This is a genomic window from Paraplanobispora takensis, assembly GCF_016863195.1.
Taxonomy (GTDB): Bacteria; Actinomycetota; Actinomycetes; order Streptosporangiales; family Streptosporangiaceae; genus Planobispora; species Planobispora takensis.
Window position 1 is genome coordinate 189,089 of sequence record NZ_BOOK01000024.1, and the last position, 11,896, is coordinate 200,984.

Annotated in this window: 11 protein-coding genes; 1 reads left to right on the forward strand and 10 read right to left on the reverse strand. The window is 72.0% G+C overall.

Annotation, left to right across the window (positions count from 1 at the left end; translation table 11 throughout):
* Window positions 1–85: 85 nt before the first annotated feature.
* The 6 genes from Pta02_RS17615 to Pta02_RS17640 form a co-directional block, all read right to left on the reverse strand.
* Window positions 86–2,815 (reverse strand): DEAD/DEAH box helicase, encoded by a 2,730-nt coding sequence (locus Pta02_RS17615; RefSeq protein WP_203875923.1) that lies wholly within the window; start codon window positions 2,813–2,815, stop codon window positions 86–88.
* A gap of 52 nt (window positions 2,816–2,867) precedes the next feature.
* Entirely contained in the window at window positions 2,868–3,743 is an 876-nt protein-coding gene (locus tag Pta02_RS17620; RefSeq protein ID WP_203875924.1) for a YegS/Rv2252/BmrU family lipid kinase, read from the reverse strand.
* 17 nt (window positions 3,744–3,760) lie between these two features.
* Window positions 3,761–4,657, reverse strand: coding sequence for a twin-arginine translocase subunit TatC (gene tatC / locus Pta02_RS17625; protein ID WP_203875925.1), 897 nt, complete (start codon window positions 4,655–4,657; stop codon window positions 3,761–3,763).
* A 50-nt stretch (window positions 4,658–4,707) separates the two neighbouring features.
* Window positions 4,708–5,043 (reverse strand): Sec-independent protein translocase subunit TatA, encoded by a 336-nt coding sequence (gene tatA, locus Pta02_RS17630; RefSeq protein WP_203875926.1) that lies wholly within the window; start codon window positions 5,041–5,043, stop codon window positions 4,708–4,710.
* Window positions 5,044–5,374: 331 nt separating this feature from the next.
* Window positions 5,375–6,331: a helix-turn-helix transcriptional regulator gene (locus Pta02_RS17635; RefSeq protein WP_203875927.1), complete on the reverse strand. Its 957-nt coding sequence runs from the start codon at window positions 6,329–6,331 to the stop codon at window positions 5,375–5,377.
* 64 nt (window positions 6,332–6,395) lie between these two features.
* Window positions 6,396–7,355 (reverse strand): helix-turn-helix transcriptional regulator, encoded by a 960-nt coding sequence (locus Pta02_RS17640; protein ID WP_203875928.1) that lies wholly within the window; start codon window positions 7,353–7,355, stop codon window positions 6,396–6,398.
* A 41-nt stretch (window positions 7,356–7,396) separates the two neighbouring features.
* On the opposite strand from Pta02_RS17640, the gene Pta02_RS17645 reads away from it, so the two are divergent.
* The gene (locus Pta02_RS17645) at window positions 7,397–8,482 is read left to right on the forward strand and encodes a DUF3866 family protein (RefSeq protein WP_203875929.1); all 1,086 of its coding nucleotides are present in this window, start codon (window positions 7,397–7,399) and stop codon (window positions 8,480–8,482) included.
* A gap of 22 nt (window positions 8,483–8,504) precedes the next feature.
* On the opposite strand, the gene Pta02_RS17650 is transcribed toward Pta02_RS17645, so the two are convergent.
* The 4 genes from Pta02_RS17650 to Pta02_RS17665 all read right to left on the reverse strand — a co-directional run bounded on the left by Pta02_RS17650 (window position 8,505) and on the right by Pta02_RS17665 (window position 11,719).
* Window positions 8,505–8,984 carry a DUF3291 domain-containing protein gene (locus tag Pta02_RS17650; RefSeq protein ID WP_203875930.1) on the reverse strand — a complete coding sequence of 160 codons (480 nt, stop codon included), beginning with the start codon at window positions 8,982–8,984 and terminating at the stop codon, window positions 8,505–8,507.
* 32 nt (window positions 8,985–9,016) lie between these two features.
* Window positions 9,017–9,658, reverse strand: coding sequence for a helix-turn-helix transcriptional regulator (locus Pta02_RS17655; protein ID WP_203875931.1), 642 nt, complete (start codon window positions 9,656–9,658; stop codon window positions 9,017–9,019).
* 40 nt (window positions 9,659–9,698) lie between these two features.
* On the reverse strand, window positions 9,699–10,637 hold the full coding sequence (locus Pta02_RS17660; protein ID WP_203875932.1) for an FKBP-type peptidyl-prolyl cis-trans isomerase: 939 nt from the start codon (window positions 10,635–10,637) through the stop codon (window positions 9,699–9,701).
* A gap of 128 nt (window positions 10,638–10,765) precedes the next feature.
* On the reverse strand, window positions 10,766–11,719 hold the full coding sequence (locus tag Pta02_RS17665) for an FKBP-type peptidyl-prolyl cis-trans isomerase (RefSeq protein WP_203875933.1): 954 nt from the start codon (window positions 11,717–11,719) through the stop codon (window positions 10,766–10,768).
* Window positions 11,720–11,896: the final 177 nt, after the last annotated feature.

The following is an 11,896-nucleotide window of genomic DNA, read 5'->3' on the forward strand; positions in this document are numbered from 1 at the left end:
AAACAGACCTCACGGTTACGTTACGCACACTCTCGGTCACACATGATTGACCGGCCGGACACCTGCGGCGGGCCGGCCGGTCCGGTCAGCCGACGGAGGAGTAGGCCACCACGCCGCGCCGCAGCGCGTCCATCGCCTTGCCCGCGTTCCGCCTGATCGCGCTGTCGCGGGGGGCCGCGTCGGAGATCTGGCCGAGCAGGTCGAGCAGCTGCTTGATCCAGCGCACGAAGTCGCCCGCGGCCAGCTCCGAGCCGTTGATCCCGTCACCGAGCACGGCGTCCAGGCTGTGGCCCTTGGCCCAGCGGAAGGCGGCCCAGGCGAAGCCGAAGTCGGGCTCCCTGATGAACGACAGGCCGTGGTCGCTCTCGATCGCCTCCAGATCGCCCCACAGACGGACCATGGCCGCCAGCGCCTGCTGGGCGCCGCCCGCCGGGATGCGCGGCTGGCGGGCCTCGTCGGCCTGGCGGGACTCGAAGACCAGCGCGGACACGCACGCGGCCAGCTCGGCCGGGTCGAGGCCGTCCCAGAGCCCGGCGCGCAGGCACTCGGCGGTGAGCAGGTCCAGCTCGGTGTAGAGCTGGGCCAGGCGGCGGCCCTCGGCGGTGACGGTCTCGCCCTCGAGGTAGCCCAGCTGGTCGAGCACCCCGCAGACCTTGTCGAAGGTGCGGGCGATGACGTGCGAGCGGCCGGCGACCCGGCGGCGCAGGCCCTCGGTCTCGCGCAGCAGCTTGTAGTAGCGCTCGGCCCAGCGGGCGTGGTCCTCCCGCTCGTCGCAGCCGTGGCAGGGATGCTGGCGGATGTCCCTGCGCAGGCGCAGGATCTCCTCGTCCTCGACGGCGTGGTCGCGGGCGCGCACGGGCTTGCCGAAGTCGCGGTCGCCGATCTTGGCGTGCATGGAGGAGACGAGGTTGGCCCGTTCCTTCGGGGAGCGGGAGTTGAAGTTCTTCGGGATGCGCAGGCGCTCCACCGGCTCCACCGGGACCGGGAAGTCGGCCGCCGACAGCTTCTTGACCTGCTTGCCGATGGTGAGCACCAGCGGGGAGGGGCCCTCGCCGCGCGAGTTCAGGCCCGGGTCCAGCACGATCGCCAGCCCGGCGCGGCGCCCGCCGGGCACGCGGATGATGTCGCCCGGCCGCAGCGCCTCCAGCGAGCGCAGCGCCTGGGTCCTGCGCGCCGCGCCGCGCTGGCGCGACAGCTCGGCCTCGCGGTCCGACAGCGCCCTGCGCAGCGCGGCGTACTCCGGGAAGTCGCCCAGATGGCAGGTCATCGCCTCGCGGTAGCCCTCCAGCGCCTCCTCGTGGCGGCGCAGCTGCTTGGCGATGCCGACCACGGCCCGGTCGGCCTGGAACTGCGCGAAGGAGGACTCCAGCAGCGACCTGGCCCGCTCGCGGCCGACCTGGCCGACGAGGTTGACGGCCATGTTGTAGGAGGGGCGGAAGCTGGAGCGCAGCGGGTAGGTGCGGGTGCTGGCCAGACCGGCGACGTGCAGCGGGTCCATGCCCGGCTGCCAGACCACCACCGCGTGGCCCTCGACGTCGATGCCGCGCCGCCCGGCCCGGCCGGTGAGCTGGGTGTACTCCCCCGGGGTGAGGTCGGCGTGGGTCTCGCCGTTCCACTTGTCGAGCTTCTCGATCACCACGGAGCGGGCGGGCATGTTGATGCCCAGCGCGAGGGTCTCGGTGGCGAAGACCGCCTTGACCAGGCCGCGGGTGAACAGCTCCTCGACGACCTCCTTGAAGGTGGGCAGCATGCCCGCGTGGTGGGCGGCCAGTCCCCGTTCCAGGCAGTCGCGCCACTCCAGGTAGCCGAGCACGGCCAGGTCCTCGTCGGGCAGGTGCGCGGTGCGCTCGTCGACGATCTGCCGGATCTCGTGGCGCTCGGCGTCGGTGGTGAGGCGGATGCCGGCGTACAGGCACTGCATGACGGCGGCGTCGCAACCGGCCCGGGAGAAGATGAAGGTGATCGCGGGCAGCAGGCCGTCGGCGTCGAGCCGCTCGATGGCCTCGGCCCGGTTGGGCGGGCCGGGCCTGCGCGGCCGGGAGTAGCCGCGCCGGCCCCTGCCGTAGGCCTGGCGCTCCTCGTCGCGGGCCAGCCGCATCAGGTTCGGGTTGACCAGCGGCCGCTCGCCGTTCTCGTCGGTGACGAACAGGTCGTAGATCCGGTGGCCGACGAGCATGTGCTGCCAGAGCGGGACGGGGCGGTGCTCGTCGACGATGACCGAGGTGTCGCCGCGGACCGTGCCGAGCCACTCGCCGAACTCCTCGGCGTTGCTGACCGTGGCCGACAGTGCCACCAGGCGCACCGACTCGGGAAGGTGGATGATCACCTCTTCCCAGACCGCGCCGCGGAAGCGGTCGGCCAGGTAGTGCACCTCGTCCATGACCACGAACCCGAGCCCGGCCAGGGTGTTCGACCCGGCGTAGAGCATGTTGCGCAGCACCTCGGTCGTCATGATGACGACCGGGGCCTCGCCGTTGACGCTGTTGTCGCCGGTGAGCAGGCCGACCTTGGCGGCGCCGTACCGCTTGACGAGGTCGTTGTACTTCTGGTTGGACAGCGCCTTGATCGGGGTGGTGTAGAAGCACTTGCGGCCCTGCTCCAGCGCCAGGTGGACCGCGAACTCTCCCACGACGGTCTTGCCGGACCCGGTGGGGGCCGCCACCAGGACCGCGTCGCCCGCCTCCAGCGCCCGGCAGGCGTCGAGCTGGAACTCGTCCAGCTCGAAGTCGTACAGAGCCCGGAACGAGGTCAGCGCCGGCCCGCTTTCGGCCTGGCTCTGACGGAAGGCAGCGTAGCGTTCCGCAGGCGTCGTCATGCCTTCAGCCTACCGATATCGCAATTCCGGTCCGTCCGGGCGGGGCCGGGCCTCAGTTCAGCACCTTCAGCGCACCGGGGACGACCTCGCAGACCAGGGGGGTGGGGCCGATCCGCTCGCCGTCGGCGTAGGCGATCACCTCGGGGGCCTCCAGCGTCACCCGGCGGGCCCGCCTGAGGGTGACGGCGGGATGGCCGACGTGGGTGCCCTTGTAGACGCTGGGGAAGGCGCGCAGGAACTGCGCCTTGGGCGAGGCGCCCAGGATCGTCACGTCCAGCAGGCCGTCGTCCGGCAGGGCGCCCGGGCAGACCCGCATCCCGGCGCCGTAGGAGCGGGTGTTGCCGACCGCGACCAGCATCGCCTCGCACTCGACGACCTCATCGTCGAGGCCGATCCGGAAGGGGATCGGCGCGAAGCTGCGCAGCTCCTGCACCATCGCGACCAGGTACTTGGCCATGCCCGGGGGCCACGACAGCCGGTTGGCCCGCTCGTTGACCCGGGAGTCGAAACCGCAGCACAGCACGCTGGCGAACCACTCGTCCTCGCCAACCCTGGCCGCGTCGACCTCGCGGATCCGCCGCCTGAGCACGACGTCGGCGGCGGCGAGGGTGTCCTTGCGGGGCAGGCCGAGGGCGTCGGCGATGTCGTTGCCCGTCCCGACGGGGATGATGCCCAGCGGCACGTCGGTCCCGGCCGTGGCCTGCACGGCCAGGTGGACCATGCCGTCCCCGCCGAAGGCCACCAGCGCGTCGGGCCTCTCGGCCACGGCGATGCAGGCACGTTCCAAGGCGTCCTGGGGGGATTCCCCGAGGATCACCGAGACCTCCGCCCCCTCCCGCCGGAGCCGGTTCAGGACGGGGGCGAGCAGACCGCGCGAGCGGCCGCCCCGGGCGGCGGGATTGACGAGTACGGCGATCTCTCCGGGCACAAACCGGAACTTATCGCCTATCGGGCCGAATCTGGATCGGTCGTATTCAAATCGAGAGGAGATTCGTCATCGGGGAGTTCTGACGCCTCGTCATCGGAAAGGTGGGAGAAGTCCTCCGCGGGACGCCTGCGCTCCCTGAGGTACATGACCGCCTCGGCGAGGGCGAACAGGACCACCATCGGCAGGGCGAGCGCCAGCATCGAGAACGGGTCGGTGCTCGGCGTGGCGATCGCCGCGAACAGGAACATGATGAAGATCACCATGCGGCGGTGCCTGGCCACCGTGGCGTGCGGCAGGACGCCGATGACGTTGAGGAACACCATCAGCAGGGGCATCTCGAAGGAGATGCCGAAGATGACGAGCATGACCAGCGCGTAGCTGAGATAGTCGTCCATCTCCAGCAGCGGTACGGCGTTGCCCGGCGCGAAGCCGAGCAGGATCGCCAGCCCCTTGTCCATGATGAAGTAGGCCAGCGCCGCGCCCGCCAGGAACAGCGGGATCGCCATGGCGAGGAAGACGATCGAGTAGCGCTTCTCGTTGCGGTAGAGACCGGGCGTCACGAAGGCCCAGACCTGGTAGAGCCACAGCGGCGAGGAGACCACCAGGGCGAACATCGCCGCGACCTTCAGGTTGACCAGGAAGGCCTCGAAGACGCCGCGGATGGCGAAGGTGCACTCGCCCGGCCGCAGGACCTTGGAGGCGTCCAGGCTGCAGTAGGGCGCGGTGATGAAGTTCCAGATCGGATCGAAGAAGACGAAGCCGACGATGATGCCGGCCACCAGTCCCAGCAGGGCGATGACGATCCGGTTGCGCAGCTCACGGAGGTGCTCCATGAGCGGCATGCGCCCCTCGGCCGCGTCCTCGGGCGAAACGGACCCGTTACGGCCCGGCTTGGGCCATTTCAGCAGTGCCATTCGTGAATCCCGGTCCGAGGGGTGAAGTGATCAGGGGGTGCGGGGACAGCCTACTGCTGCTTGTTCGCACTCGCCTGGGCGCGCAGCCTGGCGGCCTGCTCCTCGAGCGCGCGGGCCTGCTCCTCGGCCGAGGGGTCGGCGACCGGCGCCGGGGCGGGCGCGGCGATCTGCTGCGGGGGCACGGGCGTCTGCTGCGGCTGCGGCTGCACGACCGTGGTGGTCGCGGCGGGCGCCTCGTCGTCGTCGCGGAGCTTGGAGGTCTCCGCCTTGAAGATGCGCAGCGACCGGCCGATCCCGCGGGCGGCCTCCGGCAGCTTCTTCGCGCCGAACAGCAGCACCAGGATGACCCCGATGATGATCAGCTCAGTGGTACCCAGGCCAGCCATGACACATCCTTAACCAGACGAGGTGCAGTCTCAGTGCCGATCGTACGCTGCCCGGGACGCAGACTCATCCCTTCCGGCATCGGATCGTCCCGCATCCGGCGGCGCCGCCCGGCCCTCCCCCCCGCCGGCCTGCGCCCGCGAGAGCGGATTGGTCCGCGTCCGTTCATCGAGCGTGCATCGGGACGTCACGGGATCGACCTCCGGCCGTCCGGCGGCATCGCCGTACGGGTCGTCGCCTACAGGTCGTCGCCGTACAGGCCGGGGACCACCGGCCCGCGCCGCCGTACCCGGCCCCGTCGTCCCGGGCCGCCCCGTCCCAGGACGCCCCCTCTCAGGACACCGACTCGTAGCGGTTCAGCGCCGCCGCGGCGGCCTCGCGCACGGTCCCGGCCAGAGAGGCGGGCGAGACGACCCGGCCGGTGTCGCCCAGGCGCAGCGCCAGCCGCAGCAGCCAGCCCTGGTCGCGGGCGCGCAGCGCCACCCGCAGGCGGCCCTCGCCGAGTTCCTCGACGCTCTCGCACGGGTAGTACTCGGCCACCCAGCGGCCCGCCGGGGTCAGCTCCAGCTCCACCAGCTCGTCGGTCGGCGAGGGGCGGAACACCCCGGGCGTCACCTCGTCGGGCACCGCGTCCTCCGGCGGCGCCGCGGGCACGTCGAGCACCTCCACCGAGAGCATCCGGTCCAGCCGGAACAGCCGCACCGCCTCGGCCCGGTAGCACCAGCCCGACAGATAGGAACGCCCGTCCACCACCACCAGCCGCATCGGGTCGACCTCGCGCGGGGTGATCTCGTCACGGCCCGGCACGTAGTAGCGCAGCGACAGCCGCCTGCCGCGCCGCAGCCCCTCGTTGACCACCGGCAGCGCGTCGGGGGTGGCGTCCACCTCGACCGCGACCTGGCTGCTGACCGTGGCGGCGCCCTCCCCGGCGGCCTGCTCGAACTTGGCGATGACCCGCGACAGCGCGTCGCGCTCGCCGAACTCCGGCATCTCCGCGAGCATCCGCAGCGCCACCAGCAACGCGCTGGCCTCGTCCACGCCCAGGCGCAGCGGCCTGGCGATCGTGTCGGCGTTGTCGATGACGATCTCGCCGCCGTCCCAGGAGACGTCGATGAGGTCGCCGGGCGTGTGCCCGGGCAGCCCGCACATCCACACCAGCTGCAGGTCGTCGATGAGCTGCTTCTCGCTCAGCCCGAAGATCTTGGCGACCTCCGGCACCTGCGCCCCGGGGTGGGACATCAGATACGGCACCAGGGCCAGGAGCCTGGGCAACCGGTCGGCCGTGCTCATCTCACCGCTCCTCGTTCGCTGTGCGCGGGCCCGCGGCCCGCCGGGACGGCCCTCGCAGGCACGCTCACGCCAGGGCCCCCTTCAGGCGGCTGATCACCGCGTCGCGGGCGTCCGGCGGCCCGACCACCAGGGCGTCGGCGGCGAACCCGGCGACCCAGCCGGCCAGCCGCTCGGGGTCGGTGAAGTCGACCTCGAGCTCGTCCCAGCCCTCGTCCGCGGGCCGTACGGCCTTGGCCACCTGGCGCAGCCCCTGGCAGGTGCCCTCGCGGACCCGGATCACGGCCGCCCGCTTGTTCAGGGGCCGCTCGTCGGGATAGCCGACCATCTCCTTGACGTTCACGCCCTCGGGGACGACCACGGTGCCGGGGCGGCCGGCCGGGGTGACCGGCCCGCTGATGCGGCTGAGCCGGAAGGCCCGGGGCGCGTCGCGGTCGCGGTCGTGGCCCACGACGTACCACCGGCCGCGGCGGCTGACCACGCCCCACGGCTCGACCGTCCGGGTCAGCACGCTCTCACCGGCCGCGACGCGGTAGGGGAAGCGGACCGGGCGCCGGTCGCGCACCGCCTCCCACAGCGCGGGGAAGGCCGGGTCCTGGGTGTCGACCCGCAGCTCCAGCGCGCCGCCGAGCATGCCGCCGGTCTCGTCGGTCTCCACTCCCCCGGCGCGCAGCTTCAGCAGCGCCCCGCTGGCCGCCTCGGCCAGGCTGGCCCGCTGCCACACCCGCGCGGCCAGGCCCACCACGGCCGCCTCGTCGGCCTCCAGGGTGATCTCCGGCAGCTCGTAGGCCTGGCGGACGATCCGGTAGCCGGGGTCGTCCTCCCACGGGTCCTTCTGGACCTCGATCGGGATGCCGATCTCCCGCAGCTCGTTCTTGTCGCGCTCGAACATCCGCTGGAAGGCCTCGTCGTTGGCCGAGTCGTAGCCGGGAACGGCCTGGCGGATGTGCTCGGCGCTCAGCGGCCGCCGCGTGGCGAGCAGGCAGATCACGAGGTTCAGCAACCGCTCGGTCTTCCGGCGTGACATCCGGCCTCCCTCCCTGTTCAAATGACGCTACTCTTCCCCGCGTGATCAGATGGCGCAGGGGCGAGGTCGTGCGGATCCGGCGCGAGTGGCCGGGGGCGGTGGAGCTCGACGTCGTCACCCAGGAGGGTCAGGCGCGCGCGCTCGCCTATCCCGCCCTGGTGGGACGCCCGGAACCCGGCGACACGGTCCTGCTGAACACGACCGCGCTCGCGATGGGTCTCGGTACGGGAGGTTACGCCATGGTGGTGGCGATTCCCGAACGATTGCCAGAAGATCCTCAAGGGCCCGGACATCTGGTGAAGGCACGCTACACCCCCTTGCAGGCCACCGTGTTCGGCGCCGACGAGCAGGACTCGCCCCACCACGACATCCTGGCGGAGGCCGACTCCCTCGACGGCATGCCGGTGGTCGTCGCCGACCTGCACTCGGCGCTCCCGGCGATCCTGTGCGGCCTGTACGGCTCGCGCCCCGGCGCCCGCGTCGCCTACGTGATGCTCGACGGCGGGGCGCTGCCCGCCTGGTTCTCCATGTCGTGCGCGCGGTTGCGGGAGGCCGGCTGGCTGTGCGGGGTGGTGACGGCGGGCCAGGCGTTCGGCGGCGACGTGGAGACGGTGACGACGCACACCGGGCTGCTGGCGGCCCGCCACGTCCTGGAGGCCGATGTCGCGGTCGTCACCCAGGGGCCGGGCAACCTGGGCGGCGGCACCCGGTGGGGGTTCTCCGGGGTCTCGGCCGGCGAGGCGGTCAACGCCGCCGCGGTGCTCTCCGGCCGGCCGGTCGCGGCGCTGCGGGTCAGCGAGGGTGACCGGCGTGAGCGGCACGTCGGGGTCTCCCACCACTCGCTGACCGCCTACGGCCGGGTCGCCCTGGCCCCGGCCCGGGTCGCGGTGCCCGAGCTGCCGGGCGACTTCGGCCGGCGGGTGATCGAGCAGGTCGGGCCGCTGGGCGAGCGGCACGAGCTGGTCCCCGTGCCCGTGGACGGGCTGCACGAGGCGCTGAAGAACTCGCCGGTGCGGCTGTCGACGATGGGCCGGGGGCTGGAGGAGGACCTGGCCTATTTCCTGGCCTCGGCCGCCGCGGGCAGGCTGGCCGCCGGACTGCTGCCGCAGGGGGCCGCGCTCTCCTAGAGGAGACCGCCAGAGGAGGCCGCTAGGAGGAGGCCGCCGTCTCGTAGAGGTCCGTGCCCGAGGAGGCCCCGGGCTCGTAGAAGTCCTTGAAGGTGAAGGCCCGCGGGCCGGGCCCGTGCTCGCGCAGCAGTTCCAGCCGTTCCATCCCCTCGGCCAGCGAGGGGATGTGTCCCTCGGGGATCCACCACATCACGGAGTACGGCTGCGCGATGTGGTGGAACCATTCCTTGCGCCGCCGCAGCACCGGCAGGTGCGCGCTGCGGTAGACGAAGTTCCACAGCGTCTCGCGCGACTCCCAGACCGAGAAGTTGATCACCAGGTCGTCGCCGTAGTCGTGCTTGACCGTGTCCCGGGGGTCCTCCCCTCCCTTGAGCCGCCACACGAAGCCGGGAGCGGCGTCGGAGACCTTGTTGACGGGTTCGAGCAGGTTGACGAAGTCGGCGATCTCGGGCGAGTCCAGGGGCGCGAGCAGGCGCGCGACGTTCAGCTGTGCCAGATGCATGGCATCAGCAGACCATCCCCGGGCCTTCTATGTCAATTCTCATTATTTTTAGAGAAGGCGACGCAGCACTCCCCCGGGCGCGGATCCAGCCGGGCGGCGTCCGGATCACGGCCCATGCCCTCCAGCAGGCCCTGGCACAGCGCCAGGTTCATCGAGCAGACCAGCAGCGGATGCTCCTCGGCCAGCACGTGGAACGGGCAGTTGCGCAGCCGCAGGTCCCCACCTTCCGGATAGGGCTCGTAGCCGCGCCGCCGCAGGGTCTCGCCGAGCTCCCCGCCCGGCGCGGCGAGCCTGGCGCCGGTACGGCGCGCGGCCTGCTCGGCCCGCTCGTCGCCGCCGAGCAGGTCCACCACCTCGGCCAGCACCAGCGCGAGCGTGCGGTAGTCGCGGGGCGGGACGCTCACCTGCCACTCGCCCGGCGCCCGGCGGTAGACCTTCGCCGGCCGCCCGCTGCCCGGTCCCGTGCGCTCTCCCAGCCGCTTGAAGTCCGGCTCCAGCAGTCCGGCCTCGACCAGCTTGTCGAGGTGGAAGGCGGCCAGCGTGCGCTGCACCCCCACCGCCTCGGCCGCCTCGTTGCGCCCGACCTCGCGGCCCTGGGAGATCACGTATTCGTAGACCGCCCGCCGTACGGGATCGTTGAGTGCCGCCACCGCGCCGAGGTCATCGCTGCTCACAGCCGGGATTCTAGGCCCGGCCACCGCCCGGCAGGCGCCTTCAGTAGGCGGCCAGGACGTCGACGACGAAGACGAGGGTGTCGGAGGGCTTGATCAGGGGCGGCAGGCCCCTGGGGTAGCCGAGGTCCGGCGGGACGACCATGACGACGCGGCTGCCCACCGGGACGCCGGTCAGCGCCTTGTCCCAGCCCTTGATGACACCGCCGCCGCCGAGCCGCAGGGCCTTGGGTCGCGCGGCCGCCCAGGTGGACTCGAAGGGCCCGTCTGCCCCCCAGATCCAGCCCTCGTACTGGGTGACCAGGAGCTGGCCGGCCTTGACCGCGGCGCCCGCGCCCCGGACCAGGACCTCGCTCTGCAGGCCCGAGGGGGGCTTGCCGTCCGGGAGGGCGAGGGCCGGGCGCTCCCCCGGGCCGCCGGCGACCTTGACCCCGGCCAGCTCGCCGGGGCCTCCGGCGCCCGTCGCGACCGAGCCCGGCGGGAAGGCGCCGAGCACGTCGATCACGTAGAACAGCGCGTCGTCGGCGGTCATCCCGCCGGGCGGGTTGGGACCGTAGCCCTCCGAGGGCGGGATGGCGGCCACGACGCGGCTGCCGACCCGGTGCCCGCTCAGCGCCCTGCTCAGGCCGGTGATCGACTGGCCCGGCTGGAAGGAGGCGGGGACGCCCTGGTTGAAGCTGGAGGCCAGCAGGCGGTTGTCCCGGCCGTCCCACACGTGCGCGGTGTAGTGGGCGATGACCAGGTCCTCGGCCGCGACCACGTTCCCGGTGCCGGTCATCTGCTCGCCGACCTGCAGGTCCGCCGGGGGCTCCCCCTCCGGGAAGGTGATCTTCGGCTTGGCCCCGAAGGAGCTCTCGGCCCGCACGCTCCGGGCCGCCTCTCCCTCGCCCGAGGTGCAGCCGCCGGCCGCCGCGAGCAGGAGCGCGGCGGGCACGGCGACGATCGCGGCGGGGGGCGCGGTGAACAAGGTCCGTATACGCATCCGACTCCCCTGGCTCGGCGGTGCGATCACCTTAACGCCCTATTGGGAGAGATGTCAGTAGCGCGGACGAGCCCGGCCGCGCCGAGGGCGCGACCGGGCTCGTCCCGGTGGGTTCCGCAGGCGGCGGCTCAGTAGGCGCCGACGATGTCCACCAGGAAGACCAGGGTGTCGGTGCCCTTGATGTCCGGAGCGCGGCCCTGGGCGCCGTAACCGAGGTCCGGCGGGATCGTCAGCAGCACGCGGGTGCCGACGGGCAGGCCGACCAGCGTCTGGTCCCAGCCCTTGATGACGCTGCCGTTGCCGATCGGGAAGGTGGCCGGCTCGCCCCGGTCCCAGCTGCTGTCGAACTTCTTGTCGGTGCCCCAGATCTTGCCGATGTAGTGGGCCATCAGGTTCTGGCCGGACTTCACGACCGGGCCCGTGCCCTTGATGACGACCTTGCTGGTCAGCTCCTTGGGAGCCTTCTCACCGGTCTTCGTCGTGAGGGTCGGGGCCTTGCCGGTCTCGGGGTTCTTCACCGTGACGCCCTTGACGCCGGGGTCGACGGCCTTGCCCTCGACGGTCACCGGCTTGGGCGGCGTGGGCGCCAGGCCGATCATGTCCAGCACGAACACCTGGGTCAGGTCGGTCTGCCCCTGCTGCTTGGCCTGCTCGATCTGCTCCTTGGACAGGCTGTCCTCGGCCATGACGGCCAGGTGGCGCCCGCCGGGCTTGGCGCCGACGAAGACGTCCTTGAGCACCTTCGGAAGCTGCTCGCCGATCTCGATGGTCTGCGGGGTGCCGGTGTCGTAGGTCGAGCCGACCGAGGCGTTGTCCTTGCCGTTCCAGGTGTAACCGGTGAGGTTGACCTGGACCTTGTCGCCCATCTTGAACTCCGTGCCGGAGCCGTCCTTGATCGTCTCCTCGGAGGACTTCTTGGCGGGCGCCCCCGAGGGGAAGGTCACCGTCGGCTTCTTGCCGATCTCACCGGTGACCTTCACACCACTGCCGGCGGAGGCCTCGGTGTCTGCCTGCTGAGTGCCGCAGGCGGCGGCGAACAACAGGGGAACGGCGGCCAGTACGGCCAGGCTGCGGCGACGCATCAGTTATCCCTCAAGCAGACGTCAGGTTCGCGCCACACTATCCGACCGGCCATACGGGCGGAGTAAGCAACGGCCGAACCCGCCGCGGCCCGCCTCCGGCACGCCCGTGCACGCCGCGGTCCCGGGTGCGGCGGACAGCGTGGCCCGTCACATCCCCGCGATGAGCTTGTCCACCCT

What these genes read in the sequence shown, in the direction of transcription:
- Pta02_RS17615 (WP_203875923.1), bottom strand. Translation starts at nt 2,815, where the DNA reads ATGACGACGCCTGCGGAACGCTACGCTGCCTTCCGTCAGAGCCAGGCC.
- tatC (WP_203875925.1), bottom strand. Translation starts at nt 4,657, where the DNA reads ATGGCACTGCTGAAATGGCCCAAGCCGGGCCGTAACGGGTCCGTTTCG.
- tatA (WP_203875926.1), bottom strand. Translation starts at nt 5,043, where the DNA reads ATGGCTGGCCTGGGTACCACTGAGCTGATCATCATCGGGGTCATCCTG.
- Pta02_RS17635 (WP_203875927.1), bottom strand. Translation starts at nt 6,331, where the DNA reads ATGAGCACGGCCGACCGGTTGCCCAGGCTCCTGGCCCTGGTGCCGTAT.
- Pta02_RS17640 (WP_203875928.1), bottom strand. Translation starts at nt 7,355, where the DNA reads ATGTCACGCCGGAAGACCGAGCGGTTGCTGAACCTCGTGATCTGCCTG.
- Pta02_RS17650 (WP_203875930.1), bottom strand. Translation starts at nt 8,984, where the DNA reads ATGCATCTGGCACAGCTGAACGTCGCGCGCCTGCTCGCGCCCCTGGAC.
- Pta02_RS17660 (WP_203875932.1), bottom strand. Translation starts at nt 10,637, where the DNA reads ATGCGTATACGGACCTTGTTCACCGCGCCCCCCGCCGCGATCGTCGCC.
- Pta02_RS17665 (WP_203875933.1), bottom strand. Translation starts at nt 11,719, where the DNA reads ATGCGTCGCCGCAGCCTGGCCGTACTGGCCGCCGTTCCCCTGTTGTTC.